The 26,759-nt window shown below is 44.2% G+C and carries 31 protein-coding genes; 20 read left to right on the top strand and 11 right to left on the bottom strand.

The window, feature by feature from the left end:
* Positions 1-20: 20 nt before the first annotated feature.
* Positions 21-965, bottom strand: coding sequence for a 4-hydroxy-3-methylbut-2-enyl diphosphate reductase (locus QNI08_RS18880; RefSeq protein ID WP_285768938.1), 945 nt, complete (start codon positions 963-965; stop codon positions 21-23).
* Positions 966-1,092: 127 nt separating this feature from the next.
* Complete coding sequence (gene vrrA, locus QNI08_RS18875; RefSeq protein ID WP_285768937.1) at positions 1,093-1,758, bottom strand: VrrA/YqfQ family protein; 666 nt, start codon at positions 1,756-1,758, stop codon at positions 1,093-1,095.
* 283 nt (positions 1,759-2,041) lie between these two features.
* Between vrrA and QNI08_RS18870 the strand changes: the two genes are divergently transcribed.
* Together QNI08_RS18870 and QNI08_RS18865 are read left to right on the top strand one after the other, a co-directional pair.
* Complete coding sequence (locus QNI08_RS18870; RefSeq protein ID WP_285768936.1) at positions 2,042-3,355, top strand: DEAD/DEAH box helicase; 1,314 nt, start codon at positions 2,042-2,044, stop codon at positions 3,353-3,355.
* Positions 3,356-3,367: 12 nt separating this feature from the next.
* Entirely contained in the window at positions 3,368-4,261 is an 894-nt protein-coding gene (locus QNI08_RS18865; RefSeq protein ID WP_285768935.1) for a deoxyribonuclease IV, read from the top strand.
* A 68-nt stretch (positions 4,262-4,329) separates the two neighbouring features.
* Here the strand turns inward: QNI08_RS18865 and QNI08_RS18860 are convergent, their stop codons facing one another.
* Positions 4,330-4,590, bottom strand: a complete 261-nt coding sequence (locus QNI08_RS18860) for a DUF2624 family protein (RefSeq protein ID WP_285768934.1) — start codon at positions 4,588-4,590, stop codon at positions 4,330-4,332.
* A gap of 244 nt (positions 4,591-4,834) precedes the next feature.
* Between QNI08_RS18860 and QNI08_RS18855 the strand changes: the two genes are divergently transcribed.
* From QNI08_RS18855 to QNI08_RS18845, 3 genes are read left to right on the top strand one after another with little or no spacing between them, the layout of a single operon-like run.
* Entirely contained in the window at positions 4,835-5,569 is a 735-nt protein-coding gene (locus tag QNI08_RS18855; RefSeq protein ID WP_285768970.1) for a metal ABC transporter ATP-binding protein, read from the top strand.
* A 21-nt stretch (positions 5,570-5,590) separates the two neighbouring features.
* Positions 5,591-6,424 (top strand): metal ABC transporter permease, encoded by an 834-nt coding sequence (locus QNI08_RS18850; RefSeq protein WP_061140661.1) that lies wholly within the window; start codon positions 5,591-5,593, stop codon positions 6,422-6,424.
* A 15-nt stretch (positions 6,425-6,439) separates the two neighbouring features.
* Positions 6,440-6,865, top strand: coding sequence for a Fur family transcriptional regulator (locus QNI08_RS18845; protein ID WP_285768933.1), 426 nt, complete (start codon positions 6,440-6,442; stop codon positions 6,863-6,865).
* A 39-nt stretch (positions 6,866-6,904) separates the two neighbouring features.
* On the opposite strand, the gene QNI08_RS18840 is transcribed toward QNI08_RS18845, so the two are convergent.
* Positions 6,905-7,489 (bottom strand): 5' nucleotidase, NT5C type, encoded by a 585-nt coding sequence (locus QNI08_RS18840; RefSeq protein WP_285768932.1) that lies wholly within the window; start codon positions 7,487-7,489, stop codon positions 6,905-6,907.
* A gap of 169 nt (positions 7,490-7,658) precedes the next feature.
* Here QNI08_RS18840 and QNI08_RS18835 point away from each other — a divergent pair, with 169 nt between their 5' ends.
* Complete coding sequence (locus QNI08_RS18835) at positions 7,659-8,129, top strand: DUF308 domain-containing protein (RefSeq protein WP_285768931.1); 471 nt, start codon at positions 7,659-7,661, stop codon at positions 8,127-8,129.
* Positions 8,130-8,172: 43 nt separating this feature from the next.
* Here the strand turns inward: QNI08_RS18835 and ispG are convergent, their stop codons facing one another.
* The 4 genes from ispG to QNI08_RS18815 all read right to left on the bottom strand — a co-directional run bounded on the left by ispG (position 8,173) and on the right by QNI08_RS18815 (position 11,006).
* Positions 8,173-9,285, bottom strand: coding sequence for a flavodoxin-dependent (E)-4-hydroxy-3-methylbut-2-enyl-diphosphate synthase (ispG, locus tag QNI08_RS18830; protein WP_285768969.1), 1,113 nt, complete (start codon positions 9,283-9,285; stop codon positions 8,173-8,175).
* 203 nt (positions 9,286-9,488) lie between these two features.
* Positions 9,489-9,821: a hypothetical protein gene (locus QNI08_RS18825; RefSeq protein WP_285768930.1), complete on the bottom strand. Its 333-nt coding sequence runs from the start codon at positions 9,819-9,821 to the stop codon at positions 9,489-9,491.
* Positions 9,822-9,902: 81 nt separating this feature from the next.
* The gene (locus QNI08_RS18820; RefSeq protein WP_285768929.1) at positions 9,903-10,049 is read right to left on the bottom strand and encodes an anti-repressor SinI family protein; all 147 of its coding nucleotides are present in this window, start codon (positions 10,047-10,049) and stop codon (positions 9,903-9,905) included.
* Between the two features lie 189 nt (positions 10,050-10,238).
* On the bottom strand, positions 10,239-11,006 hold the full coding sequence (locus QNI08_RS18815) for a DUF1189 domain-containing protein (protein ID WP_285768928.1): 768 nt from the start codon (positions 11,004-11,006) through the stop codon (positions 10,239-10,241).
* A gap of 160 nt (positions 11,007-11,166) precedes the next feature.
* Between QNI08_RS18815 and QNI08_RS18810 the strand changes: the two genes are divergently transcribed.
* The 9 genes from QNI08_RS18810 (at position 11,167) to phoU (ending at position 20,903) form a co-directional block, all read left to right on the top strand.
* Positions 11,167-11,652, top strand: a complete 486-nt coding sequence (locus QNI08_RS18810) for a DUF456 domain-containing protein (protein WP_285768927.1) — start codon at positions 11,167-11,169, stop codon at positions 11,650-11,652.
* A 136-nt stretch (positions 11,653-11,788) separates the two neighbouring features.
* Positions 11,789-12,397, top strand: a complete 609-nt coding sequence (locus QNI08_RS18805) for a superoxide dismutase (protein ID WP_285768926.1) — start codon at positions 11,789-11,791, stop codon at positions 12,395-12,397.
* 343 nt (positions 12,398-12,740) lie between these two features.
* Positions 12,741-13,961: an MFS transporter gene (locus QNI08_RS18800; protein ID WP_285768925.1), complete on the top strand. Its 1,221-nt coding sequence runs from the start codon at positions 12,741-12,743 to the stop codon at positions 13,959-13,961.
* 172 nt (positions 13,962-14,133) lie between these two features.
* On the top strand, positions 14,134-16,311 hold the full coding sequence (locus QNI08_RS18795; protein ID WP_285768924.1) for a peptidoglycan D,D-transpeptidase FtsI family protein: 2,178 nt from the start codon (positions 14,134-14,136) through the stop codon (positions 16,309-16,311).
* A gap of 189 nt (positions 16,312-16,500) precedes the next feature.
* Positions 16,501-17,463: a PstS family phosphate ABC transporter substrate-binding protein gene (locus tag QNI08_RS18790; protein WP_285768923.1), complete on the top strand. Its 963-nt coding sequence runs from the start codon at positions 16,501-16,503 to the stop codon at positions 17,461-17,463.
* A 139-nt stretch (positions 17,464-17,602) separates the two neighbouring features.
* Positions 17,603-18,502 (top strand): phosphate ABC transporter permease subunit PstC, encoded by a 900-nt coding sequence (gene pstC / locus QNI08_RS18785; protein ID WP_285768968.1) that lies wholly within the window; start codon positions 17,603-17,605, stop codon positions 18,500-18,502.
* A gap of 3 nt (positions 18,503-18,505) precedes the next feature.
* A complete protein-coding gene (gene pstA / locus QNI08_RS18780; protein WP_285768922.1) occupies positions 18,506-19,384 on the top strand; it encodes a phosphate ABC transporter permease PstA in 879 nt (292 codons plus the stop codon).
* Between the two features lie 17 nt (positions 19,385-19,401).
* Complete coding sequence (pstB, locus tag QNI08_RS18775; RefSeq protein ID WP_285768921.1) at positions 19,402-20,229, top strand: phosphate ABC transporter ATP-binding protein PstB; 828 nt, start codon at positions 19,402-19,404, stop codon at positions 20,227-20,229.
* A gap of 20 nt (positions 20,230-20,249) precedes the next feature.
* Entirely contained in the window at positions 20,250-20,903 is a 654-nt protein-coding gene (phoU, locus tag QNI08_RS18770; protein ID WP_285768920.1) for a phosphate signaling complex protein PhoU, read from the top strand.
* A 56-nt stretch (positions 20,904-20,959) separates the two neighbouring features.
* Here the strand turns inward: phoU and QNI08_RS18765 are convergent, their stop codons facing one another.
* Positions 20,960-21,400 (bottom strand): hypothetical protein, encoded by a 441-nt coding sequence (locus tag QNI08_RS18765; RefSeq protein WP_285768919.1) that lies wholly within the window; start codon positions 21,398-21,400, stop codon positions 20,960-20,962.
* Positions 21,397-21,786 carry a hypothetical protein gene (locus QNI08_RS18760; protein WP_285768918.1) on the bottom strand — a complete coding sequence of 130 codons (390 nt, stop codon included), beginning with the start codon at positions 21,784-21,786 and terminating at the stop codon, positions 21,397-21,399. Before QNI08_RS18760 ends, QNI08_RS18765 begins: the two co-directional genes overlap by 4 nt.
* A gap of 418 nt (positions 21,787-22,204) precedes the next feature.
* Here QNI08_RS18760 and QNI08_RS18755 point away from each other — a divergent pair, with 418 nt between their 5' ends.
* The 5 genes from QNI08_RS18755 to QNI08_RS18735 all read left to right on the top strand — a co-directional run bounded on the left by QNI08_RS18755 (position 22,205) and on the right by QNI08_RS18735 (position 25,695).
* Entirely contained in the window at positions 22,205-22,813 is a 609-nt protein-coding gene (locus tag QNI08_RS18755; protein WP_285768917.1) for a hypothetical protein, read from the top strand.
* A 116-nt stretch (positions 22,814-22,929) separates the two neighbouring features.
* Entirely contained in the window at positions 22,930-23,079 is a 150-nt protein-coding gene (gene rpmG, locus QNI08_RS18750; RefSeq protein WP_028391797.1) for a 50S ribosomal protein L33, read from the top strand.
* A gap of 116 nt (positions 23,080-23,195) precedes the next feature.
* The gene (locus tag QNI08_RS18745; RefSeq protein ID WP_285768916.1) at positions 23,196-23,768 is read left to right on the top strand and encodes a 5-formyltetrahydrofolate cyclo-ligase; all 573 of its coding nucleotides are present in this window, start codon (positions 23,196-23,198) and stop codon (positions 23,766-23,768) included.
* Positions 23,769-23,843: 75 nt separating this feature from the next.
* Positions 23,844-24,032 (top strand): hypothetical protein, encoded by a 189-nt coding sequence (locus QNI08_RS18740; protein ID WP_285768915.1) that lies wholly within the window; start codon positions 23,844-23,846, stop codon positions 24,030-24,032.
* Positions 24,033-24,156: 124 nt separating this feature from the next.
* Positions 24,157-25,695 carry a rhomboid family intramembrane serine protease gene (locus tag QNI08_RS18735; protein ID WP_285768914.1) on the top strand — a complete coding sequence of 513 codons (1,539 nt, stop codon included), beginning with the start codon at positions 24,157-24,159 and terminating at the stop codon, positions 25,693-25,695.
* On the opposite strand, the gene QNI08_RS18730 is transcribed toward QNI08_RS18735, so the two are convergent.
* Complete coding sequence (locus QNI08_RS18730; RefSeq protein ID WP_285768913.1) at positions 25,690-26,547, bottom strand: hypothetical protein; 858 nt, start codon at positions 26,545-26,547, stop codon at positions 25,690-25,692. The two genes, QNI08_RS18735 and QNI08_RS18730, sit on opposite strands and share 6 nt — an antisense overlap.
* Positions 26,548-26,759: the final 212 nt, after the last annotated feature.

The following is a 26,759-nucleotide window of genomic DNA, read 5'->3' as shown; positions in this document are numbered from 1 at the left end:
TGGGCTGCTCTTTTTTTTGTTTATTTCTTCACTTTGATCTTAGGTAAGATTTTATTCAATGGCGTTTTCTTTTCGGTATTCCAAGTCGACTCATCATTAGGTTCATACTGCTCCAAAAATGAAATGACTTCTTTTGTGATCGGGGTCGGTGTGGAGGCACCGGAAGTGACAGCGACCGTTTGGGCATCCTTCAGCCATTCAAGGTTCAGCTCAGAAATATCTGCAATTCGATAGGCTGTCGTGCTCGCAATTTCCTCGGAAACCTGTGCCAGGCGGTTGGAGTTATTGCTTTTCGGATCACCGACAACGATTAAGACATCAGCCTTGCCAGCTTGCTGGGCAACGGCTTCCTGACGGACCTGTGTAGCTAAACAAATTTCCTTATGAACTTCGGCATGTGGGAATTTTTGCTTCACCTTATCCATGATATCCAAGACATCCCATTGGCTCATCGTTGTTTGGTTGGTCACGATGATTTTGTCACTATTCAATGTCAAAGCTTCGACATCTTCATCCTTTTGGACAAGATGAACCACATCGGGAGCGACGCCGACAGCACCCTCAGGTTCGGGATGACCCTTCTTGCCGATATAGATGATTTGATAGCCTTCCGCTTCTTTTTCACGAATCAAGTCATGAGTTGCGGTAACATCCGGACATGTTGCATCAAGGGTCACCAGCCCTTTTTCTTTGGCAATTTTCCTGATCTCAGGGGAAACGCCGTGAGCGGTAAAGATGACGGTACCGCTGTCCACTTGTTCAATGATATCGTTACGGTTGCTTCCGTCCAATGTGATGATGCCTTCTTCCTCAAACGCATCCGTAACATGTTTGTTATGCACGATCATGCCCAAAATGTAAATCGGACGTGGCAATGTTTTATCTAAAGCCGCATTTCGGGCGATGACCATGGCATCGACGACACCATAACAATAGCCGCGCGGGGAAATTTTAATCACTTTCATCTATGTGTCCTCCTTCAAAGGCAAGAAACTCTCACTTTTAATACCTTTCTATTATATAAGACCATAGATGATATTACAAAACATCCTATTTGTTTAGTATCAATTACTGGCAAATATTTTGGCGAAATCATATATAAAGCTTAGGTCCGGATGATCTTTCCCTTTTACGCTGCTGTCGAACACGTGCAGCGGGGGCAGCCTCGAGCGGTTTATCCTTTTGAATCGGCTCCGGCGTCCCCTCAACGACTGACTCAGGCGCACCATCAATTGATGGTTCCTGGGTCTCTGTATCGCCAGCTGATGATATGCTGCGGAATACTTTCCACATGGACGGCAGATTCTTGATCACGGGGCCGTATTGTTGCACCATGGGGGTGAATTGTTCGGCAGCCTGAAGCACCTTTTGCGTGTTGGTTAACATATTGTTCAAGGAATCCGGGTTTTTTAGTGTTTCTAAAATCCCTCCCCCGCTGCTTCTGGATGAACTCTGGCTGTTGGACGCGGCAGGTGCGAATAAGTTTGGAGGACCACCCTTTTGTTTGGACTTTCCAAGTATTTTCGAAAGCAGGCCTTCCTTCTTGGCAGGTGGCATATCCTGGCGCTGCTGTTGGCCAAATGGTGCCCGGAAACCTTGTGGTCCTTGCTGTGCCTGCGGTCCGCTTGGGGCAATTGGCCGCCTCATCTGGAAGGCCTGTGGCATAGGCTGCCTGAATGGGGCAGGCGGCTGCTGCATCCTCCGGCCACGGGGAGGGCCAAAACCTGGACCGGGTTGACGACTTCTATCTGGAAACATAGGTTTCACCTCCTCTGATCTTGATTGCTGATGTATTCCTCTCTATAAAATATGCAACTCGGCAAAAAAGGTTTGAGGAAAGAGTGACTGGGCTGTTGTGAAGTGGCCGGAAAGAAGGTAAGATGGAAACGGTAGTCTTTTAAGCTCCATGTCTGCGGGGGATACGCTATGAACAGGACAGGGGCACTCGTTTGCAAGCGCCCATTCGCTTGCGTTTTTTGTGTGAAATTTATTATAATAACAGGACATGTCTAATGACTGACAAGGATAAAGGAGTTTTTTGATGAAACAAAACCAATTTGAACGATTTAATTTGAAAAGCTACATTCTAGATGCGGTTCGTACTTTAGGGTTCGATAAGCCGACGGAGATTCAGGAACGCGTGCTCCCGTCGCTTTTAAAGGGAAGTAGCTTAATTGGACAGTCGCAGACAGGTACAGGAAAGACACATTCCTATTTGCTGCCGATCATGAATAGGCTTGATCCAGGCAAAAACCAAGTTCAAGCGATTATCGCTGCACCAACCCGTGAGTTAGCGAACCAAATCTACAAAGAAGCTTTGAAAATTGCTGACCATTTCCCAGAGGATGAGCAGATTTCCGTTCGTTGTTTTATCGGTGGTACGGATAAACAGCGTATGATCGATAAATTGAAGACACAGCCACAGCTAGTGATAGGAACGCCAGGCCGGATCAAGGATCTTGTCGAGGCCCAGGCGCTTCAAGTATACACGGCAGAAATGCTAGTGGTCGATGAAGCAGACCTAATGCTCGACATGGGGTTCATTGAAGATGTCGATTTATTCGCGTCGCGTATGGCTGAAAAAATCCAAATGCTTGTCTTCTCGGCAACCATTCCGGAAAAATTAAAGCCGTTTCTGAATAAATATATGGAAAATCCGAAGTATGTCCAAGTCAACCCGAAGCAGGCGACCGCCGCGAAGATCGAGCATGTTTTGGTGCCGCTTCGCCATCGTAATAAGGACCAGCTGCTGCACGATATTATCGTTCGTTATAATCCATATATGGCGATCATTTTCACGAACACAAAGAAAATGGCGGATAGTGTCGCTGATTCCTTGATCGGAAAGGGTCTGAATGTCGGTCGTATTCATGGGGATTTAACCCCTCGTGAGCGAAAAAAAATGATGAAGCAAATCAATGACCTCGAGTATCAATTCATCGTTGCGACAGACTTGGCTTCCCGTGGAATCGATATTGAAGGCGTCAGTCATATCATCAATTATGAATTGCCTTCAGATCTTGATTTTTACATCCATAGGACGGGAAGGACGGCCCGTGCAGGTTATTCAGGGATTGCCGCTACCATTTACGATACATCAGATGAAGACTCATTGAATCGTTTGGAAAAAATGGGCATTGAATTTCGTGATGCCGATATCCAAAACGGGGATTGGGTTGATTTGGAAGAACGTAACAAGCGGAAGAACCGTAAGAAACAGAAATCTGATATCGATGTGAAAGCGAGCAGGCATGTTAAGAAACCTTCGAAAGTCAAGCCTGGTTACAAGAAGAAAATCCAGCGTGATGTGGAAAACTTCAAAAAACGCGAACGTCGCATTCAGAGAAAGAAATAGGGGAGTAATCAGATGCTGAAGATTGGATCGCATGTTTCAATGAGCGGGAAAAACATGCTTCTTGCTGCGAGTCAAGAAGCGGTTTCATATGGCTCCAACACATTCATGATCTATACCGGAGCGCCGCAAAATACAAGACGTAAAAAGATCGAGGATTTGAATATAGAAGCTGGAAGATTGCATATGGAGGAAAATGGAATAACTGATATCGTTGTCCATGCCCCATATATCATTAACATAGCAAATACGACCAATCCAGCGACATACGAGCTTGGAGTCAACTTCTTACGAAGCGAAATCGATCGGACAGAGGCGATCGGTGCAAGGCAAATCGTCCTTCATCCCGGTGCGCACGTTGGTGCAGGCAGTGAAGTGGGGATCAAAAGGATCATTGAAGGCTTGAATGAAGTGCTGTCAGCAGACGACAAAGTTCAGATCGCTCTGGAAACGATGGCTGGAAAAGGGACGGAATGCGGCAGGTCTTTCGAGGAGCTGGCGATGATCATCGATGGCGTCACCCACAATGAAAAACTGTCGGTTTGTTTCGATACTTGCCATACTCATGATGCCGGGTATAATATCATCGAAGATTTCGATGGTGTCCTCAATGAATTCGATAAATTGGTCGGTGTCGATCGTATCAAGGTCCTGCATATAAATGACAGCAAAAATGAACGCGGCATGCGCAAGGATCGCCATGAAAACATTGGATTCGGTCATATTGGCTTCAACGCGTTGAATGACATTGTCCATCATCCGCAGTTAACTGCTGTCCCGAAAATTTTGGAAACACCATATGTAGGGGAAGATAAGAAGGATAAAAAGGCCCCATATAAATATGAAATCAGTATGTTCAAAAGCAATCAATTTGACGAAGGCTTACTGGAAAAGATTACATCCCAATAATCATTCGACTTGTGAAGGGACGGTTCATCCAATAAAGATGAATCGTCCTTTCATTATGGAAATGCTCGTTAAAAGTTGGAAGTGAGAGTGTTGAAGAGCGATTCTATTTCCCTTGCTGTACTTGCCCCGGCAACTTTCGTGATCTGTCCCAAAACGTTTTGCCTTTGGCGTATATCAAAAATGTTGATATTTTTACCTGCTAGAAGTGCAGTGATATCCTGCGCTTGTTTTTGCGTGATTGCAATTTTATGCTGCTTGGCAAGGGAAAGCAGCTCATCGGGACGAATATGGTTGATTTTATGATTGACCATCATTTCGAATAATTTCAAACGATCTCCTCCTTTTTAAAAACATATGAAGGAGGCGGGCGTATGTGAACCCGAAACTTCGTTTGATTCCTGGTAATTTAATGGAGCTGACGATTTTAGTGATTCGGGGTGGAGGAGCACGGAGCATTAAGGTGCTGTTTCTTTACATCTGGTCTTCTTTGTTTTATACTAACGATTGTTAATCGTAATGATTCTTAAAAAATAGGTGATTTGTTTGGATAATGTAGTGAACCCGATCGTTAAAATGGAAGATATATCATACAAATATACAAAAGATCTGGTGCTTGAACATGTTTCGCTTGAAATTCCAAAGGGGGCATTTCTGGCGATCGTCGGGCCAAATGGCTCAGGAAAATCGACGTTATTAAAGCTGTTGCTCGGACTGTTCAAGCTCCAAAAAGGTAAAATTGAAATATTCGGGGAAGACATCCGACGCTTTAAAGCTTGGCAAAAGGTCGGGTTCGTTTCCCAAAAGGCGAATTCCTTCAACTCTGGATTTCCCGCAACGGTATTTGAAGTGGTTCAGAGCGGCTTGACCAAGAAAATCGGTTTATTCAAGTTTGCAAGCAAAGACGATAAAAAAAGGGTGAAGAAGGCTTTGGAGTCCGTCGACATGCTCGGATATCAGAACCGCAATATCGGGGAATTGTCCGGAGGGCAGCAACAGAGGGTCTTCATTGCCCGCTCACTGGTCAGTGAGCCGGAATTGATGATCTTGGATGAGCCCACGGTCGGCGTCGATTCAAAGAATGTCCATCAATTTTATGAAATGCTTGAGATGCTGAACAAGAAGTTGGGAATCACCTTGATCTTGGTGACCCATGACGTCGGTACCGTGACCGATAAAGTCACACATGTTGCCTGCTTGAATAAAAAGCTTCATTTTCACGGAGATGCCGGTGAATATAATGAGCTGGATGAGGGCGAGCTATCATCTATTTATGGGCATGGCGTCCAGTTTTTAAATCATGATCATTAAAAAGTTTTGGAGGATAGCCCAATGATATCGGGGATATTGCAGTTTGAATTTTTGCAGAACGCATTCTTGACGGGGATCATCATCGGAGCGATTGCGCCATTAGTGGGCGTTTTTGTTGTGGTGAGGCGGATGTCCATGATTTCTGATGCACTCAGTCATGTAGCGCTTGCCGGAATAGCGTTCAGTTTATTGCTTCAAAAGAGTTTCCTTTCACTGGCTGGATTGAATCCACTCTATATGGGGATGGCCTTTTCGGTTGGCGGTTCATTATTCATTGAAAAATTAAGAGGGGTATACAAGCATTACCAAGAGCTTGCGATTCCGATCATTATGTCCGGCGGCATGGGTCTCAGCGTCATTTTCATATCCATCGCAGACGGGTTCAATACGGACTTATATGGGTATTTATTCGGCAGTGTCAGTGCGGTCAGCCGGACGGACTTGTATGTCATCTTGGCAGTGGGGATCGTCGTCGTCTTGACTCTCACCCTATTGTATAAAGAACTATTTCTGTTATCATTTGATGAAGAGCATGCCAAAGCCTCCGGGATTCCTTATAAAGCGATCCATTTTATTTTTATCGTCATGGTCGCCTTGGTGATTGCCGCTTCCATGAAGATCATTGGCATCTTGCTGGTTTCTTCGCTGATGACGCTGCCTGTGGCGGCCAGTCTCCGTTTTGCCAAGGGCTTTAAGCAGATGATTGGGTTCTCGATCTTATTCGGTGAGGTTTCGGTTGTGGGCGGTTTGTTTTTATCATACAATCTTGATCTTGCTCCGGGCGGCACCATTGTAATAATCGCTGTGCTAATTCTCATCTTGTCAATTTTGTTTGATAAGTGGAAAAATCGATAGATGGGGTGATGTTTTATGAACGTTTCTTCTGCCATGCAATTACTAAAAGATAAAGGGTTCAAGCATACTGGAAAGAGGGAAGAAATGCTGCAGCTTTTCTCGACCAGCGATAAATATTTAACGGCAAAAGATGTGCTGGAGAATATGAAACAGGATTATCCGGGATTGAGCTTCGATACGATTTACCGGAACCTTTCTTTATTCGTTGAACTGGGGATATTTGAAACGACCGAGTTGGAAGGGGAAAAGCACTTCCGGTTTACCTGCGGACATTCTTCCCACCACCACCACTTCATTTGTCTGAGCTGCGGGAAAACGAAGGAAATCGAAGTGTGCCCGATGCAGGAACTGGAGGATAGCTTGAAGGACTATGATGTCTCAGGTCATAAATTCGAAATATACGGCCGCTGTCCCGCATGCAGTGTATCTGTAGAGGCATGAAAAAACCATTGACTTTCAAGTCAATGGTTTTTTCTTTTCTCATTTGATCATAGCAGGCATTTCTGCCATCCAGTTGCTCACCCAGCAGGAGGCCTCCTGCCAGCTGTTGACCCGAATGACGCTTTCAGGCACAGGGTCTTGATTGTAGGGGGTGTTGAATAAAATCACTGGTATTTGGCATTCCTCCGAGATGGCCACCGCATTATCATGCTTGTCCTCCAAAAAAAGATCGACTGCGAATTTCTTTGCTGCAGACACTTTGTCGTGTGAGCCTACAAGCTCAATATGATTATAGAGGACCTCGTTCCTCGTGAACCAATTCTTCGTCACATCGAATAATCGGTTGCTGCGGGCACTGATGAAATAGAGATCGGCCTGTTTTGTCCATTTTTCCAGGACATCCTTCGCTCCCTCAGCCAATGATGACTCGGTATAAATGAGCGGCTCTGTCTCAATGAACCATTTGCTGAAATCCTCCTTCGGCACATTGACGAAGGGGAGTAAGTCATACTCGGTAATGTCTTCATAAGCCAAGTTCAACTGGAAAGCTTTATTTAAAAAGGGAACCATCGAATCAGGTCTTGTGACAGTCCCGTCTATGTCGATGCCAAAACGTTTTTTCATGATGAATCTCTCCTCGTCTAAAAGTACTTGTAATAGTGTAACATATACAACCGCTGCTTTGGGAAAATCGCTTATTTATTTCCAAGACAAGAAACCATTATCACGATGGATTCTGTGGCTTTTGCATATACTATAACTGCTCCTATAAACGAAAGTGAGGGATGCACGAATGGAAAAGGATCAATACTCCAGTATTGACGATGAAATACGCCTGGGCAAAGAAGACAGTGAAACAACGATTGTCGATGATCCGCACCATGAGCGGTATTATAATGAAAATGAACCTGCAGATGATCGGCGCTATGAAAAGCGGGGGGCCGTGCCCAATGCGGATAACCGTTATCATGAAGAGACATCAGCCGAGATTTCAACCATGCCACGAAGAAGCAGGTCATATAAAGATGAATCTGTAGTGGGAGCTGTTGATTCTGGGGACGTGGCATCAAGAGGAAAAGTCATTGGTGTCGCAGCCTTGATCATTTCCATTTTATCGTTATTCATGATGCCTTTCCTTTTAGGGATCGCAGGGATCATTGTAGGGATAATGGCCCGTAACCGGGGTTCGAACTTGGGGGCATGGGCGATTGGCATTGGAGCCCTTTCCATTATCGTAGGCATATTCATCTTGCCGTTCTTTTAAGGTACAAGCAAAAACCCCGATGATTAAAAATCGGGGTTTTGTTTTATTTATTCAGTAAGGCTGCAGCAGCAGCTTCCGCTCTTTGTTTCTCATAGTATTCTTCAGCGATTTTGTCGATTTCCTTTTTCAGTTCCTCGACCATCGTTTCTTCAGGCACTTTCCGTACGATTTGCCCTTTTCTGAACAGCAAGCCTTCACCGCGGGCACCGGCTATACCGATATCAGCCTCACGAGCCTCACCAGGCCCGTTTACCGCACAGCCAAGCACAGACACCTTGATCGGAGCTTTAATCGTCTGGATGTACTCTTCAACCTCATTTGCGATGGAAATCAAATCGATTTCGATGCGACCGCAGGTCGGGCAGGAAATCAAAGTGGCCATGTTGGAGGCAAGACCGAATACTTTCAGGAGCTCACGTGCGACCTTGATTTCTTCGACTGGGTCCGCACTCAGGGAAACACGCAACGTGCTACCGATGCCTTTGCTTAGGATGGCCCCAAGACCGGCAGCGGATTTGACCGTTCCGGAGAACAATGTACCCGATTCGGTTATTCCTAAATGTAAAGGATAATCGAATGCTTTCGAGGCTTTTTCATATGCCTCGATGGCTAAATTGACATCCGATGCCTTCATGGACACGATGATGTCATGAAAATCGAGATCTTCCAGGATCTTGATATGGTGCAAGGCGCTTTCGACCATTCCATCTGCCGTTGGGAACCCATACTTTTCAAGGATCTTCCTCTCAAGGGAACCTGCATTGACCCCGATTCGGATCGGAATGCCTTTTGCCTTGGCAGCTTGAACAACGGCTTCAACCTTTTCGCGGCGACCGATGTTGCCAGGGTTGATCCTGATTTTATCGGCTCCGCCTTCAATCGCCTTCAATGCCAGCTTATAATCGAAATGAATGTCGACTACAAGCGGGATGTTGATCCGTTTTTTTATTTCAGGGATTGCATTTGCGGCTCTTTCATCAGGACAGGCAACCCGTACGATTTGGCAGCCTGCTTCTTCAAGACGAAGGATTTCTGCAACAGTTGCTTCAACATCATGTGTTTTAGTGGTTGTCATGCTTTGTACGATAACTTCATTATTGCCGCCAATCGTTAAGTTTCCGACTTTAACTGGCCGCGTCTTGGTGCGATGTATGATTTCACTCAAGTGGAATTCTCTCCTTTAGGAAAAAATCAGTTTTGATTTTTAATTTGTTTCTCTGAAATATTGTATCAATGTACTTCCCGTATGACAAGGAAATAGGATGCAATATCTTTTTTAATAAGAAGTATCCGGCACTGCGGATTTTTTTTCGATGTCATCCAGATACATGAAAACGCACAGGTGCCCTGGTTTTCCGGCTACTCATAAACAGGAATCTTATACGTCTTGCCAATCTGCATATTTTCAGGCTTCATGCCTTCATTCAAACTTTGGAAATCGGAGATGATCGTTTCAATCGGCTTATTGTTCCCGGCTTTTTCCGATTCAATGATGGAAATCAGGGTATCTCCTGGTTTCATGGTGACTTCTTTAAAAGCTGCAGTCGGGGCAGGCTGCTGCTGACTTGCCGGGACGGCTGGCTGGACCGTAGAAACCGGCTGCCGTGAAGTCGGCAGGGTGCCAGTGGTCAAATCAAAATAAATAATGAATAATGTGAAGCAAAATGAAATAAAAAGCAGTAGCCTTTTCACATTCAACCCTCCCAAGCTTGTCTTTACACTATGTATACTTGAAAGGGACTGGAATTATGCCTGAAATTGGGCATTTTTAAATCATCCATTAGTATGTGGGGGTTTGGCAACATCCTGATGATTTGAGAAGGTGTCAAGAAAGACACGGATTTCCTTTGGAGTCAGGCCTATCTCTTTCGCCTCCAAGATGAGTGACACCCACTGCAAATCAAGAAAACTTGTCTTCACGTTTATCACCTCGTATCACCATATTCAATTATCTCAGTATAGGTAAAACTTACTGAGTATTTTGTCGAATTAAGGAGGTATTAAAAATGATGACTGCAGTCACATGAAACAACGGGGGATCTATTGGTCTAAAACAAAAACCGCAAAGATCGAATATCCATTGGGACTCGATCTTTGCGGTTATACCTGTCAATCCTTGCGGGCATTGGCCGAGGTTTCTTTAATGGATAAATAAAGCATCATCAATGTGACGAACCAGCTGATGAATGAAGCGAATGGAACAGTTGCTTTGAATGAATCCATGACGGTGAAGAAAATGGTCGAAAGAGTAATGCTGTATGCACCAATTCTCCATAGATGCCTATATGAAAGCGGCCGGCCAAGGGCATTTTTGAAAAGCAGACCGAAAACGGCAAGAATCGTTACTTTAATGAAGATTCCCCCGGAAGTGAACAAGTATAATATAAGGAGCAGCAACGGAAGGATTATCGGCAGTACAGACTCGACGGAATCAAGCCAAGACGAGATTTGCTGGTTATCTCCCTCGAGAAGAGAATAAGGCGAGGATTGTACGTTGCCTCCAGATACGAAAACAAGATCGGATTTCAAAAGGGCAACGGCTTCATCAGCTTTTTCAGCCACATCTTCAGGGGTCAAGGTACCTGTCCCGTCCACGTAAATTTGATATCCATTTTTATTCAAGCTAAATGGTTCATCACTTTCTGTCGTCAATGTGCCATTTTGGATTTTGAATTCCGGTAGGTCTTCCGATACCGTTTCGTGCATGGCATCTATCCCATCAACCATCATTGTACCGAAATAAAAGGCCGAGGGAAGGAAGGCAATGAGGCTCACGAAAAATACATACAAAATCGTTTTGCCGATCCCTTGGTTTTGAAAGGAAGCGATATCTTTAGGCGAATAAAGGCTTACCCAAAGTTGTTTGAATATGTTCAATGTTTTCAGCACCTAACTTTATAAGATTCCTAACAATTTTAACTATATGGGGAAAATAAAACAACCTGTATGTTGCGTCAATGGTTTCAACTAGCCATAATGAGGCAATTATGGAGAGAAAGAGGCAACTGATAAATGAAATGAGAAAGGGCGTTTTGTTGTGGATACACTTTTTTGGATAATTATTGTCCTCATGTTCATCATGGGTTTCGTCGGCCTGATTTTTCCGATCATCCCAAGCGTTTTGTTCATATTTGGCGGAATGGTGTTGTATGGTTTATTTTATTCCTTTGCACCGTTTGGCTGGTTTTTTTGGACCGTCCAAATCTTGTTCGTCATCCTTTTGTTCGCGGCGGATTATATCGCAAACATGGTTGGCGTCAAAAAATACGGAGGCACAAAAGCCGGTGTCTGGGGCAGTACAATCGGACTCCTGGTCGGCCCGTTCGTGATTCCGTTTGTCGGAATCTTGATCGGCCCCTTCATCGGTGCCTTTCTGGCGGAGATGCTCGTCCATCGAAAAGATCCAGTCACTGCAGCTAAAATCGGTCTCGGCTCCGTCGTTGGTTTTATTAGCAGTGTGATCACAAAAGGGATCATCCAATTGCTGATGGTCGGCTATTTTCTATTCGTGGTATTCTCATAGGAAATATTATCGCAAAACGAGGCATAAGGTTTGAAACGTTTACAAAAATTTGATACTCTAATGCTAGCGAGCTTCATGTATCTTTCGAGAACTGAAGCCCTCAAAAAAAACAGCTTACATAGGGAGGAATTTTATTATGGCTTTTGAACTTCCACAATTACCGTACGCATATGATGCATTGGAACCACACATCGACAAGGAAACAATGAACATTCACCACACTAAACATCACAACACATATGTGACAAACTTGAACAATGCCCTTGAAGGCAATCAAGAACTTCTAAGCAAAAGCGTTGAAGAAATTGTCGCTAACCTTGATGCAGTACCTGAAGCGGTTCGCACAGCCGTTCGCAACAATGGCGGCGGACACGCTAACCACACATTATTCTGGGAAATCCTTTCTCCAAACGGCGGCGGACAGCCAACTGGTGAATTAGCAGACGCCATCACATCAAAATTCGGCAGCTTCGACAGCTTCAAAGAAGAGTTCGCTAAAGCCGCTACTACTCGCTTTGGATCTGGCTGGGCTTGGCTTGCAGTCAACAATGGCGAATTGGAAGTAACTAGCACTCCGAACCAAGACAATCCATTATCAGAAGGCAAAACGCCAATTCTTGGATTAGACGTTTGGGAACATGCTTACTACCTAAACTACCAAAACCGTCGTCCTGAATACATCAATTCCTTCTGGAATGTTGTAAACTGGGACGAAGTATCAAAACGTTTCAACGCTGCAAAATAATTGATAATAATTAAAAAGGCAGGGTCCCTATAGTGGGATCCTGCTTTTTTGCCGTTTCTCTTAACTGGATCACAGTCGCGAGTGACTCCCTAATTTACGAGAAAAAAGTGAATTGGCGAGTAAACGGGCTGAATTGGCGAGTAAACCCGTTGAATTGGCGGGTAAACGCGTAAAACTCGCGAGTAAACTCCAAAATTTCGCACGCAACGTTCAACTCTGTGGGCAACTACTTCTCTGTCATCGCCTTCGTCTCGCCAATCGAAGAGTTTTCTTTACTTTTTTGTTACATAAATCTCCTTGTTTTTTCAAACACTAGAGTGGAATTTAAAGGAGAGTTAAAACAATGGGTATTTTAGAGAGATGGTTGGGTGAAGCGGGAGGGAAGAAGGACCTGCACCTGCTTTTGTTTATTGGCGGACTGTATAGTCTGAGCGTTGCTTTATCCAATACATTCGTTAATGTGTACTTGTGGAAACAATCCGGTCAAATAGTTGATATTGCCGTATATAATCTAACCGTGGTGCTTTTTCAACCGCTGACTTTCGTTTTTGCTGGCAGGCTGGCGAAGAAAGTGGATCGGATTATCGTTTTGCGTCTTGGTGTTATCTTTATGGCCCTGTTTTATTTATCTGTCCTTTTGGTGGGGACGCGTGCCACGGATTTCATTTGGCTTCTTGGTGCATTGATCGGGATAGGGTATGGGTTTTATTGGCTGGCGTACAATGTCTTGACGTTCGAGATTACCGAGCCGGAAACGAGGGATTTCTTCAATGGATTTTTGGGGATTTTATCATCGCTTGGAGGAATGATTGGACCGATTCTTTCAGGGTTCATCATTTCGCGGCTGGAAAAATTCACGGGATATTCGATTGTATTTGGATTATCATTGCTGTTGTTTTCCGTTGCCGTGCTTCTAAGCTTCTCGTTAAAAAGGCGTCCTGCTCATGGGAAATATTTTTTCCTTAGGATATTGAAAGAGCGTAAAAACAATCGGAATTGGCAATTGATCACTCGCGCCCATTTTTTTCAAGGGCTGCGGGAGGGTACATTCATGTTCATCATTTCGATCATCGTTTTCATACAGACGGATAGTGAACTTGCCTTGGGGAGCTATGGTTTATTGAATTCGGCGATATCATTCGTCGCTTATTTTCTTGCTTCCCGGTATATCAAGCAGCCGATGCGAAAAAACGCGATCCTTATAGGGGGAATCCTGTTATATGCGGGAGTCTTGCTGATCGCCTTTGATGTCACCTTTGGAAGGCTCCTCATTTATGGGGCCATCGTGGCGACCGCCTATCCGATCCTGCTGGTTCCATACATATCTTTGACCTATGACATCATAGGCCGGGCATGGCAAGCCGCTGATATGAGGATCGAATATATTGTCGTCAGGGAGCTTTTCATCCATTTTGGAAGGATCGTATCCATTTTTGGATTCATTTTGGCCGTCATGTTTTTCGAGTTAAAGCAAGTCCTGCCGGTTTATTTGCTGATCGTGGGAGCGGGGCATACCATGATCTATTGGTTTGTCCGGAAAATCGATATCAACGACCAAGCTTGAGAAAGGGGCCTAAAGGGGCCTCTTTTTAGTAAGAATGAGCCGTAAGTCACATTTTGTCGAAAGTGGGTCAGATGTTTAATATTTCTAGAACACTAAGGTAGAAAAAAATATAAATGTTCTATAGAATAGTAAAGGACCATTATGACTATGTAAAAAGGATGTGTGGCTTAGTGTGAATAAAAAGAAAAAGAAAAAGACGCATGTGCCTTTCAGATTGAATATTCTTTTCTTTTTAGTGTTTGTTTTGTTTTCCGCTCTCATTTTACGCTTAGGTGTCGTGCAGATCGTGTATGGCGACGATTATCGGCGTGAAATCGAAAGAACAGAGGAAGTGACCGTGAATAATTCGGTGCCCCGTGGAAAAATGTATGACCGGAATTTAAAATTGATGGTCGACAATCAGCCACTGGATGCAATTACATATACACGAAAGCAAGGTACGAAACCAGCAGAAATGGTGGAAACCGCCGAGAAACTAGCGAAGTTGATCGAAAAAGATACGGATAAAGTGACTGAGCGCGATAAGAAGGATTTTTGGATAATGAATAATCCAAAGCTGGCGGAGAAAAAGGTTACCGATAAAGAGAGAAAGAAAGTCGAAGAGGGTGAGCTGAAAGAGAGTGATCTCTACAAGCTCCAGCTCGACAGGATTACAGAGGATGAAATAAAACTCTCCGGCAAGGATATGGAAACCCTTGCGATATACAGGGAGTTTGCCAGCGGATATGCTCTTACGCCGCAGGTTGTGAAAAATAAGAAAGTTTCCAAAGAAGAATTCGCCAGGGTGAGTGAAAACCTCGATTCATTACCGGGTGTGGATATATCGACGGATTGGGATCGTTTTTATACGTATAACAAAACACTCAAATCTGTTTTAGGAAAAGTGTCATCTTCCGAAGAAGGTTTGCCGAGTGAAAGCCTCAATTATTATCTGGCGCGTGATTACAGCAGGAATGACCGTGTAGGAAAGAGTTATATCGAGCTGCAATATGAAGACATCCTTCAAGGACAGAAAGCGAAAGTGAGAAACGTGACAGATAAATCAGGTAATGTCGTCGACTCCGAGGTGGTTTCTGAGGGTCAGCGCGGAAAAGATCTTATCTTGACGGTCGATATGGATTTACAGCTGGCAACCGAGGAAATCATAGAAAAGCAATTGATTGCCAAGAAAAAAATGGGGAACACGAAGTTCCTTGATAGGGCATTCGTCGTGATGATGGATCCCGATACAGGGGAAGTCCTGACGATGGCGGGCAAGAAAATCGAGAAAGATCCGAAGACCGGTAAATCCTCCATAGAAGACTTTGCCTTAGGAAATATCACGACATCCTATACGATGGGGTCTGCCGTGAAAGGTGCCACCGTCCTGACGGGATACAAGCAAGGGGCTATCCAGCCAGGAACATATTTTTATGATACGAAGTTGAAGATTAAAGGTACCCCAGCTAAAGGATCATACAGTAATTTCGGGAACATCAATGATTTGACGGCGTTGAAGGTGTCCTCGAACGTTTATATGTTCAGGACGGCGATCAATATCGCCGGTGCCCACTATGTGCCGAATGAGCCATTGAATATCAGATCAAGCGCCTTTTCGACGATGCGGAACTCATTTGCACAGTTTGGCCTGGGCGTGCGCACGGGAATTGACCTTCCAAATGAAATGGGCGGGTTCAAAGGCTCGGAAACATCACCTGGTAAGCTGCTTGACCTTGCCATCGGGCAATATGATACCTACACACCGATGCAGCTTGCACAATATGTTTCCTCCATCGCCAACGGCGGAAATCGCATGAAGCCGCATATGGTCAAGGAAATCCGTGATCCGGTCGATAATAATGAGGAATTGGGACCAGTTGCCGAAGACATTTCGCCGACGGTCATGAACCGACTCGATATGAAGGAAGACTGGATCAAGCGCGTACAGAGCGGTTTCGAGAAGGTATCAATGGAACAAGGCGGGACAGCTTATAAGTTTTTCGGGAACAAACCTTATACAGTCGCTGCTAAAACGGGGACGGCTGAAGCGTTCTATGACGGACCGGACCGGGCGAAGTTTAGCGAGCCGCAGGATACGATGAACATCACGATGGTTGGCTATGCACCTGCCAAAAATCCTGAGGTCGCTTTTGCGGTCGTCGTACCGTGGGCATATCAGGGCCATACTGGTCATAACATGAGTAAGGAAATAGGCGAGGAAATCATGGACACGTATTTCAAACTGAAAAAAGAACGGGCTAAGAAGGAAACCAACAAAGATGCAGAAAAATCGACTGATTTGAAAGTGGAGAACGGAAAAGACGTTCAAAAGGATCAGGCAGAGGTTAGAAAAAGCCAGGAAAATGAATGAAAGCACAAAAAACACGTTTTCGGATAAATCGAAAACGTGTTTTTTTTGTCTTGATCCGGCATCTTTACAATTAACACACAATAATTTACTGAATATTTACAATCGCTTCAAACGGGCTTTACAGACTAAAAGTATGATTTGTTTGTAGGACAAAATATTCATATAAAAAAATCTTAGGGGGATTTTCAAATGAGACGTTTCAAAGGTTTGGCGATGACTGTAGTAATGGGCGGAGTAATTGCAGTGGCTGCGGGTTGCGGATCTGATGATGCTAAGACAAGCGGCAGCGAAGGAAAAGGGTCCAGCCAGCTACAGGGAGAAGTGATCACGGATGGTTCTTCGACGGTCTTCCCGATCATGGAGGCAGTCGCAGAGGAATATATGAGTGCACAGCCTGATGTAAAAGTTTCCGTTGGGTCTTCTGGAACTGGCGGCGGCTTCAAGAAATTCATCGCCGGCGAGACGGATTTAAGTAATGCCTCACGCCCGGTAAAAGAAGAAGAAAGTGCGATGCTTGATGATAAGGGAATTAAATATACAGAGCTGAAGTTGGCTTTCGACGGCATTTCGATCGTTGTTAATAAAGATAATGACTTCATCGACTCACTTACGGTCGAAGAGCTGCAAAAGCTGTGGATCGATAATGGCAAGGTGAAGAAATGGTCTGATATCCGCCCTGAATGGCCAAAGGAAGAAATTAAATTCTATTCACCGGGAACAGATTCGGGCACATACGATTATTTCAATGAAGTGATTCTGGAAGAAAAACCGATGGTGGAAAATGCGACACTTTCCGAAGATGATAACGTCCTTGTACAAGGCGTCGAAGGCGATAAAAATGCGATTGGATTCTTCGGATTTGCTTACTATGCGGAAAATAAAGATAAGCTTAAGATCATTTCCATCGATAATGGAAAAGGGGCTGTAGAGCCGACCCATGAAACGATTAAAAGCGGGGAGTATGCGCCATTGTCCCGTCCGCTATACACATATGTGGCCAACAAGTCTGTAGCTGAAAAAGAACAGGTGGCCGATTATACTCAATTCGTCATTGAAAATGCAGGGGAGCTATCCGAGGAAGTGGGGTATATAAGCCTTCCGGAAGAAGAGTACCAGAAAGATCTTGATAAATTGAAGGAACTGAAAAAATAAAAGATATTACAGGCTATGAAAGATCCCGCCTTGGCTCGTTGAAGGCGGGGGCAACGGCTTGTAAATCCAAATATTGCGTGTCTGAAATGGAGGATGCAAGTTGGAACTGAGAAAAACAGAAACCTATTCTGTACAGCAGATGATCCTGGAAAAGAAAAGCAAGAAAAAAGTGAATGTAGAAAAAATCATACCGAAGCTCTTGTTCCTTATGGCGGCCATTTCCGTATTCACTACGATTGGAATTATCTTGACGCTCATATTTGAAACATTCATCTTTTTTGATCGAGTTTCGATTGTTGAATTTTTCACGGAAAGCAAGTGGCTCCCATTTGCATCCGTTCCTTCATTTGGGATCATGCCCCTTATCGTCGGGACGTTAAAGATAACGTTGATAGCAGCGGTGGTTGCAGTTCCGGTAGGGCTTGCAACAGCCATTTTCTTGAGTGAATATGCATCTGAGAAAACACGGAGGATCATCAAGCCGATTTTAGAAGTTTTAGCCGGGATTCCGACTATCGTTTATGGCTTCTTTGCCTTAACTTTTGTAACACCGGTCTTGCGGGATTTATTTCCTTCTCTTGACATGTTCAATGCCTTAAGCCCTGGGATCGTTGTAGGGATCATGATCATGCCGATGGTTGCTTCTTTGTCGGAAGATGCCCTTGTTTCCGTGCCGAAGTCCATTCGTGAAGGTGCCTATGCCCTAGGTGCGACGAAACTTGAAACGACCATTAAGGTGGTATTGCCTGCTGCCGTTTCCGGAATTGTCGCCTCCGTCGTGCTTGGGCTATCCCGCGCAATCGGCGAAACCATGATCGTGAGTGTGGCAGGGGGCTCGACCCCAAGTATGGATATGGACGTCACTTCATCGATTCAAACGATGACCGCCTATATCGTACAGGTCAGCTCAGGTGATGCAGGGTATGGGACAACGATCTACTACAGCATCTATGCGGTGGGAATGACACTGTTCGTCTTTACGCTTGTCATGAATTTACTGGCGCAGTTCATCTCTCGCAGGTTCAGGGAGGAATATTAAGACATGAAGCTGATAAACAAAAGTCATGTTGCAAAAAGAATGCCTGTCAGGCTGGCTGTCAATACGATATGTAAAGGACTGTTCTTCTTGGCTACACTGGTTGGCCTCATCGTATTGGCCATCTTATTTTATCGGATATTCACTCAAGGAATTGGCCATCTGAATGGGGATTTCCTGCAGAATTTCGCTTCGAGGAAACCAGAAGAAGCGGGGATAAAGGCGGCCTTGATCGGGTCGGTCTGGTTGATGGCGGTCGTTGCGCCGGTTTCGCTGATGCTTGGTGTAGGAACGGCGATTTATTTAGAGGAATATGCGCGGAAAAATTGGATCACCACTTTCATTAAAGTGAATATCTCCAATTTAGCGGGAGTCCCGTCAATCGTTTTCGGATTGCTTGGCTTAACGGTTTTCGTCCGGGCGCTTGCGTTGGATCGATCGGTATTGGCGGCAGGCTTGACCATGAGCCTTCTCGTCCTTTCCGTAATCATCGTCGCTGCCCAGGAGGCAATACGGGCCGTCCCGCGGGATCTAAGGGAAGCCTCATTCGGGATGGGAGCAACAAAATGGCAGACGATACGGAAAGTTGTCCTGCCAGCAGCAATACCGGGCATATTAACGGGCGGTATTCTTGCTTTATCCCGGGCAATCGGTGAAACCGCCCCATTGGTTGTGGTCGGTATCCCATTGTTCATCGCCTTTTTGCCGCAAACGGTGCTGGATACCTTTACCGTCCTGCCGATGCAGATTTATAATTGGACATCTCGTCCGCAGGAGGAATTCCAGCAGGTCGCTGCAGCAGGAATCATCGTCTTGCTCATCTTGTTAATAGTTATGAACTCCATCGCGGTTCTGATTCGAAATAAATTCCAGAAAAGATACTGAACGAGGAGGAAGGAAGCATGAACATGACCTTAACGAAAGAAAAAAATTCATCAGCCATCGTGAATGGTGCCATACAGCCAACCGCTTTAACGGAAAAGGTATATGAAACGTCCGGCCTCAATTTATGGTATGGAGAGAACCATGCTCTGAAAAATATAAATCTGGATATGCATCAAAATGAGGTGACAGCCATCATCGGGCCTTCCGGCTGCGGAAAATCCACCTATATCAAAACCTTGAACAGAATGATCGAATTGGTCCCTGATGTCAAAACGACAGGTCAAATCAAATACAGAAACAGAAATATCCTTGACCAGTCCTATAAGGTTGAAGATTTACGGACACAAGTGGGCATGGTCTTTCAAAAACCTAATCCATTTCCTAAATCCATTTATGATAATGTGGTCTATGGGCCAAAAATCCATGGTATCAAAAACAAAAAGGTCCTCGATGAAATCGTAGAAAAGAGTTTAAAAGGGGCAGCCATTTGGGATGAAGTGAAAGACCGTCTCCACGAAAATGCATATGGGCTATCAGGCGGACAGCAGCAGCGACTTTGTATTGCCAGATGCCTGGCAATCGAACCGGATGTCATTTTGATGGATGAGCCGACTTCTGCCCTCGACCCGATATCAACGTTGAAAATAGAAGAATTGGTCCAGGAACTTAAAAAGGACTTCAGCATTATCATCGTCACCCATAACATGCAGCAAGCAGCGCGTATCTCTGACAGAACCGCCTTCTTCCTGAACGGGGAAGTTATAGAATACGCCAATACCGACACCATTTTCTCCAATCCGGATGATAAAAGAACGGAAGACTACATTACAGGACGCTTCGGTTAACGAGGAAGGGAGATAATATCATGATCGTTCGTGAAAACTTTGAGCTTCAATTGAAAGAGCTGCAAGAAAAAATAGTGGAATTGGCCAATCTAGCCTCGCATGCCATTTCAAAATCATTCACCGCGCTGGAAAACAGGGATGCAGAAGCAGCACTGGAAGTTATTGATGATGATACGAAAGCGGATTTATTGGAAGAGGAAATCAATGATTTTGCGATTTTGCTGATTGCGAAGCAGCAGCCAGTTGCCATTGACTTAAGGAGAATCATTGCCGCCATTAAGATTGCCTCCGACATTGAACGGATGGCAGACTTTGGCGTCAACATCGCCAAGGCGGCCATTCGTATTGGGGATCAGCCGTTCATACTCCCTTTGACGCCTCTGCAGCAGATGTATGATATTACGTTACAGATGATTGAACTCTCGATGGAAGCCTTCGAAAAGGAGGATGTCGCGTTATCGCGTGAAATTATCGAAATGGATGAAGAGGTCGATCGCTTTTATGGAGAAATGATCCGCAGCCTTCTCCGCCTATCCGACGAAAAAAACCTGCAGCAGGTCACGCAGCTTTCCTTCATTGCCCGCTATTTGGAAAGGACGGCGGACCATACGACCAATATCGCCGAAAATATTTATTTTCTAGTTAGAGGCAGATATATCGGCCGAAATGACTGATTCCATCCGTTCGCAGAATAAAAAAGAGGCTTTTTGCAAAGCCTCTTTTTTATTGATTAATGAGATATAGTATTGGCCAATTGCCGATAAGACATCGTATTCGTGACAACGAAGTCACCGATTTGAATTTTCTTCGAAAAGCCATGCTCGTTCATGTATTTTTCGAATTCAGCTGCATCATCGATGATCCTTGCCTTGAAAAGTTGCTTGGCAATCTCCGTTGAGGTCATATTCGATTTGATTTTAATGGTATAGGTGACCACAGAGGATTCTTCGACCTTCTGATTTTGATCGGATTCCTTTGAACGCTGGACAGCCTGCATAGATTCTTGATCGGGAGGCGAGACGATGAATCCATCTTTCTCGAGCTTTTCCTTGGCCTCCTCATTGGTCAAAGGGGTCTCCTTCATTAGTCCGGTACCATAGTAACAGCCGGCAAAGATGCTTGTCGTGAAGATGATCCCGGCGGAAATGCCCTGCAGTCTTACCTTCATCATTGTTCATTTCCCCGCATTCTTTGCTGTTCGATGACTGATAGGGTTTGTTCCTCGGTTAAGGAGGATTGTTTTGCAATTTGTGCCAAAGAAAGCCCTTGCCCATATAAGGATAGAACTTGGCTCTTTATAATTTCATGAATGGGTTCGGAATCCCTGAAAGTGGCCGTTGGCTGTGGGGCCTTTAAGGCAGGAAGCGGGTCATCCCCAATGACGAATTCCTCTTCAATGATCTTCACTTTCTTTTTTAATTGGTACATATCCTGCATATACGTTAATGTCATCTGTTCTAAATCTTCTTCTAATTTGGCCACTTTATCTTTACTGAAAAAGGAAATGATAAGAAGGATGATTGCCAATGAGAAGAGAAGGATGATTAGGGTTTCCATGGTTTCACCTCAGAAGATAATTTTCGACATATACTTATATTTTACACATATTTTTAAAAAAATGGAGAATTTCCTGCTTTTTTACCCTTTTCATGGGCAGCAATAGCCATTTTTTTTGCTTAGTTTGCTTCAATTTATTGTCGAAACAAACTAAGGACCTGATCCAGAAAAAAAAATGGGCAAGAAAACCGGTAAAAACCCTTAGCTAACTAACTTGCATAAAATTCGACAAAATGTGTTTATTGTCCATCAGCACAAACAGTGCTAACATGAAGGTAGAATAAAACGAAAGAGAATATTTTGAATATTAAGATTTTTTATCCATTAAGAATTGGTGTGCAGATTCAAGCGTGGATCCATTCACTGTCAGCGCCTAACGATAAGCTGTTTACAATAGAGAAGGGGAAGGGATGATTATATGAATTCACTATACGCATATATGCCGCAGGATCACCAAGACCTATACCGTAAAGGATTGAAGGCTGGACTATGGATGGATGAAAGTTTTGATTGGTATCCTGAGGAAGATATGATGAGTCATCCGAATGGGGAGATACGGACACTATTGCAAACCTTCACACAGGGGAAGGTGACCTTTTCGAAATTCACGATTAGGAATACCTCATTCGAGACGAAGCATCCAAAATTATTTTTCCATTATGAAAACGCTTTCGAAAGACAGGCAGTGGCTTTTTATAGCCCGAATGAACAGGCCATATTGCATGTAGCCCCTCGGTCAATCGCTTTATTGGGCGGCCTTGTAAAAGGGAAAAGCATTTCTCAATATTGCATTCAAGGCAAGGGAAGCCTTTATCAGGAAGGCTGTTTCAAGTCACTGAAAGAAGGGCTGCTTGCTTATTCACCGCTCGCTAAAGGGGAAGTGACCAGTATGTTCACGCTGGAGACGGAGATCCTGCCTAAGGAATGTGTCGAAGCGGTGGCCTGGGCCATTCATGCTGAAACGAAGGAGGAAGCGAAGGTCATCAATAATCAGCTTCTCCTGACGATGCAAAGCGTAACGAATTGATATGGATAAAAGTTAATGTGCGATTTCCCAAAAAACATACTAGCAATTCACCTGGAATAATGCTATTATAGAAAAGTCCTATGTGAAAAAGTCAATATGTTTGGAGGGAAATACACATGCGCGTGAATATTACTTTAGCTTGCACTGAATGTGGAGACCGTAACTATATTTCTAAAAAAAATAAACGTAACAATCCAGACCGTCTTGAGCTTAAAAAATACTGCTCAAGAGAAAAACGCAGCACGACTCACCGTGAAACAAAGTAAGCAACAGGATTTTTCCTGTTGTTTTTTTTATGCTTTTTTTATGATTTTACCGGGGTTCTGTTAATGAAGTGCTATTATGGAATAATGACAGCAGCAGAGCAAGGGAGTGGGAAATAATGATGGTAAATAAGAAGAAGCTTCGACAGCAAGTGAAAGCACACTTAATGGAGCTGACCGACGGGGAGCATGAAGAACAATCGGACAGGATCGCTGAAAACTTATTCTCGCTGGAAGAATGGAAAAAGGCCAGAATGATTGGCATCACGATATCCATCCATCCCGAAGTTTCAACATTCCGGATCATTGAACGAGCGTGGAGTGAGGGCAAGTCAGTTGCTGTACCAAAATGTGATCCCGATAAAAAGACAATGCAATTCAAAAAGATTTCCTCCCTCGATCAGCTGGAGTCTGTATATCAGGGGCTGCATGAACCTATAGCCGAAACCTCCGAGGTGACCAAAGACGAAATGGATGTATTGATCGTTCCAGGCCTCGCCTTTACGAAAGAGGGGTATCGCCTTGGTTTCGGCGGCGGCTATTATGACCGGTACCTTCCCGGCTACAAAGGAGCTACTTTGGCCCTCGCATACGAGCTTCAGCTTGTGGGTGAATTGCCGATAGAACTGCATGACATTGCCGTCGGACAGCTCATTACCCCATCTAAGGTCCTTAAAACCTCCGCCCAATAGAAGATGTTTGATATTTATCACTTTTAACTCATAAAAATCCTGTCCTGTATCACACTATTGGTAGGAGGGATTGTTATGCTTCGATCAATTATTCACATCTTCTTGGTTGGTTTAGCGGTATATGCCGGTTATAAAAACCGTTACCGTTTGGTCAACGTGGCGCTTTCCAATGGCTTTTTGCGAAGGTTTTTAGTCACCAAATCCTTGAATACTCCAATGTTCAGGGATAAAATGATGCAAAGTATGTTCAGTCAGACTAAATGAAAATGCCTGCAGCTTTGAAAAGGAACCTCATCAAGGTTCCTTTTTTTACTTTTTACATGATATCGTCTATAGTTTTAAGTAACAAAATCAGAAGCTTGAGATCGATTGGAAAGTGGGGAAGGCATTGGGATTTAAAGAGGATTATCTGTTTTGGGGGACCATACGGGAGTTGACTGCCCGTCATGATTACCGAATGATCACCGTCACGGAAAACCATCAGGAGATTTGGCTTGAAAGTGATACGAACAAGGAATTTCCGGTCGTCAGGCTGATCCGGCATGATTTGGATTGGGCGAACTGGCTGAAGCGCGATATTGAACGGACGTTGCAAAACGGAGAAAGAATCAGGCAAAAATTATACAAAAAACCGATAAGCATATTAAGCATCTATGTGAGTAAATTTGCACCTGTTGATGATTACGATTTCAGTTTGCAGGCTGCTTCCTATAAAAAAACAAAGGTGAACACATTCATTCTGACTTGCGAAGCATTCCATCAGTCACTGCAGGACCTTGAGCAGGTTTTGAAAAAAACACTTTCAGTTCATGTTCCTAATGAAGCTGACTTAGATGAAGAAAAAGTTTTGACCTTAAAGAAGGAAGCCATCTCGGAATCAGTCAAAAAGGCCAAGGCCGAGCAGAAGGTGTTTCAAAACGCCAATAAGCCAGTCTTTACATACATATTCATGGCAATCCAGATAGCTGTGTTCATTCTGATGGAGTTTAATGGGGGCAGCACCAACTCCATGAATTTGATCGAGTTCGGGGCAAAATACTCACCATTGATCATACAGGGGGAATGGTGGAGGTTCTTTAGTCCGATGATTGTCCATATCGGCTTCCTTCATTTGCTGATGAACACTTTTTCCCTGTATTTAATTGGCGCTGAAGTAGAAAGGATTTACGGGAATGTGAGGTTCCTTTTCATTTATGTTTTCGCTGGTTTTGCCGGGACGCTTGGCAGCTTCATCCTGACTCCGAACCTTTCGGCAGGTGCAAGCGGAGCCATTTTTGGCTGTTTCGGGGCACTGCTGTACTTTGGAATCGTCTATCCGAAATTATTCATGCGTTCGATGGGATCCTCGGTCATCGTCTTGATCATCATCAACTTAATATATGGTTTCTCCGTTTCGGGGATTGATAATGCCGGCCATATCGGAGGGTTGATTGGCGGCTTCCTTGCTGCTGGAGTTGTCCACCTTCCAAAAAGCAAAATAATATGGCGGCAGCTGGTCTTTTTACTGGGGACGGCGGCCCTGACTTATACGTTGCTTCAGTACGGCTACCATCATCAAAACAGCGCAGCCATAAATGATAACACGATGGGCCTGCTGGCCCAAAAGTATATCAATGAAGAAAAGGAAGCGAAAGCGGAAGAAATGCTGATCGATTATGTGGGTGATAACCAGGATGCACCAATCTCGCTTTTTATGCTCGGAAATTTAGCCATAGAACAAAACGACATAAACCAAGCCAAGGATTATTATGAAAAATCGATCAAGGCTAACCCGGAATTACATCAAGCGCATTACAACCTTGCCTTGATCCAGATGAAACTTGGAGCATACGCCCAAGCAAAGGAGCAAGCGGAAAAAGCGGTCGAGCTTGCTCCGGATAATAAGTCATACGCTAAACTGCTAAAGAAAATCGAAACGCAACTATAAATCTTGGCGAAGCATGATCGGGGTACCATCCTTCAGTGTAAACAAGACAAGTAATTCACGTTGGTTCTTCGCCATTAGCAATAGGGGAATGGTACTGCCTTGTGCATTAACGGTGGTACCATCCTCTTTTTTTATTCCCAAGACATACTCTTTATAAAGGCCTTCCCATAGCTTGCCAACTATTTCTTCCCGCTTGAATGCAGGGAAGGCGGAAAGCCACTCGTTTTTTTTATCAGGGAGATCGGTTAACGAGATGATGTTATAGTGATCCAAGTTTATTTGATAGGCTTGGCTGGCTTTTTCCAAACCGTTTTGAACCGTTTGTCCGGTCAAGTTGTCTAGTGTTTTTTTCCATTCGATTTGTTCCTCCGAAAGTGGACGGTGAAAATATTGAAATGAAGGTGTCGTTACCGCATACATTTTATCCTTACTGAGCTGCTGGGCACTGGTGAAAATCGTTTCACTTGGATGAACCTCGGCATAATGAAAAGTGACGGCCTCATAACGTCCGCTTTCGCTTTCTTTCGCCTTTGCTTTTTGGGAGAGTTCTTGTTTATTTTGCCGCCAATTTTTTAAAGCTCCTGTCAATTTTCCATTAGTGTATAAAAGGGACACATCTTGACGCAGGTAAGCAGGCCGGTCCAATGCGGAATCCACCCTCCAAGTGATCGTATAGGCAGAACCCCCGCTGTCCTTTGGTGTAAGATGTGTGGACGCATGTTCAAAATGGAGCGAGGAATCGATGGGAAAGTAAGTGATGGTTTCCTCAGCCCGCTCATTATTTGAAAAATAAAGGATGACAAAAATGGTGGTAAAAACTAATAAAACGGTATACTTCAATTGTAGTTTCATTTTTCCCCTCCGTTTTAAAGCAGGATTCAAGGCTTTTCCGAAGCGTCGTCAAAATCGAAACAATCCAGTTTCGGCGTTCACTTGTCCTGTAATCCATCATATGAATGGATCCGGACATGTATGAGGGGGATGGGGAAATTATCAAAAAGAGGAAATGAACGCTTGTTACAAAGCGGCTGATTCGATATACTTTGCTATAGAAAAGAGTAAAG

The organism is Peribacillus folii, assembly GCF_030271255.1.
In the GTDB taxonomy this organism is placed as follows: Bacteria; Bacillota; Bacilli; order Bacillales; family DSM-1321; genus Peribacillus.
The sequence above is the reverse complement of the archived record's forward strand: the minus strand, read 5'-3'. Positions and strand labels throughout refer to the sequence as shown.

Excerpts from the sequence above, each read along its gene's own strand:
- QNI08_RS18880 (WP_285768938.1), bottom strand. The coding sequence starts at position 965 with ATGAAAGTGATTAAAATTTCCCCGCGCGGCTATTGTTATGGTGTCGTC.
- vrrA (WP_285768937.1), bottom strand. The coding sequence starts at position 1,758 with ATGTTTCCAGATAGAAGTCGTCAACCCGGTCCAGGTTTTGGCCCTCCC.
- QNI08_RS18870 (WP_285768936.1), top strand. The coding sequence starts at position 2,042 with ATGAAACAAAACCAATTTGAACGATTTAATTTGAAAAGCTACATTCTA.
- QNI08_RS18865 (WP_285768935.1), top strand. The coding sequence starts at position 3,368 with ATGCTGAAGATTGGATCGCATGTTTCAATGAGCGGGAAAAACATGCTT.
- QNI08_RS18855 (WP_285768970.1), top strand. The coding sequence starts at position 4,835 with ATGGAAGATATATCATACAAATATACAAAAGATCTGGTGCTTGAACAT.
- QNI08_RS18850 (WP_061140661.1), top strand. The coding sequence starts at position 5,591 with ATGATATCGGGGATATTGCAGTTTGAATTTTTGCAGAACGCATTCTTG.
- QNI08_RS18845 (WP_285768933.1), top strand. The coding sequence starts at position 6,440 with ATGAACGTTTCTTCTGCCATGCAATTACTAAAAGATAAAGGGTTCAAG.
- QNI08_RS18840 (WP_285768932.1), bottom strand. The coding sequence starts at position 7,489 with ATGAAAAAACGTTTTGGCATCGACATAGACGGGACTGTCACAAGACCT.
- QNI08_RS18835 (WP_285768931.1), top strand. The coding sequence starts at position 7,659 with ATGGAAAAGGATCAATACTCCAGTATTGACGATGAAATACGCCTGGGC.
- QNI08_RS18805 (WP_285768926.1), top strand. The coding sequence starts at position 11,789 with ATGGCTTTTGAACTTCCACAATTACCGTACGCATATGATGCATTGGAA.
- QNI08_RS18800 (WP_285768925.1), top strand. The coding sequence starts at position 12,741 with ATGGGTATTTTAGAGAGATGGTTGGGTGAAGCGGGAGGGAAGAAGGAC.
- QNI08_RS18790 (WP_285768923.1), top strand. The coding sequence starts at position 16,501 with ATGAGACGTTTCAAAGGTTTGGCGATGACTGTAGTAATGGGCGGAGTA.
- pstC (WP_285768968.1), top strand. The coding sequence starts at position 17,603 with ATGATCCTGGAAAAGAAAAGCAAGAAAAAAGTGAATGTAGAAAAAATC.
- pstA (WP_285768922.1), top strand. The coding sequence starts at position 18,506 with ATGAAGCTGATAAACAAAAGTCATGTTGCAAAAAGAATGCCTGTCAGG.
- pstB (WP_285768921.1), top strand. The coding sequence starts at position 19,402 with ATGAACATGACCTTAACGAAAGAAAAAAATTCATCAGCCATCGTGAAT.
- phoU (WP_285768920.1), top strand. The coding sequence starts at position 20,250 with ATGATCGTTCGTGAAAACTTTGAGCTTCAATTGAAAGAGCTGCAAGAA.
- QNI08_RS18765 (WP_285768919.1), bottom strand. The coding sequence starts at position 21,400 with ATGATGAAGGTAAGACTGCAGGGCATTTCCGCCGGGATCATCTTCACG.
- QNI08_RS18760 (WP_285768918.1), bottom strand. The coding sequence starts at position 21,786 with ATGGAAACCCTAATCATCCTTCTCTTCTCATTGGCAATCATCCTTCTT.
- QNI08_RS18755 (WP_285768917.1), top strand. The coding sequence starts at position 22,205 with ATGAATTCACTATACGCATATATGCCGCAGGATCACCAAGACCTATAC.
- rpmG (WP_028391797.1), top strand. The coding sequence starts at position 22,930 with ATGCGCGTGAATATTACTTTAGCTTGCACTGAATGTGGAGACCGTAAC.
- QNI08_RS18745 (WP_285768916.1), top strand. The coding sequence starts at position 23,196 with ATGATGGTAAATAAGAAGAAGCTTCGACAGCAAGTGAAAGCACACTTA.
- QNI08_RS18740 (WP_285768915.1), top strand. The coding sequence starts at position 23,844 with ATGCTTCGATCAATTATTCACATCTTCTTGGTTGGTTTAGCGGTATAT.
- QNI08_RS18730 (WP_285768913.1), bottom strand. The coding sequence starts at position 26,547 with ATGAAACTACAATTGAAGTATACCGTTTTATTAGTTTTTACCACCATT.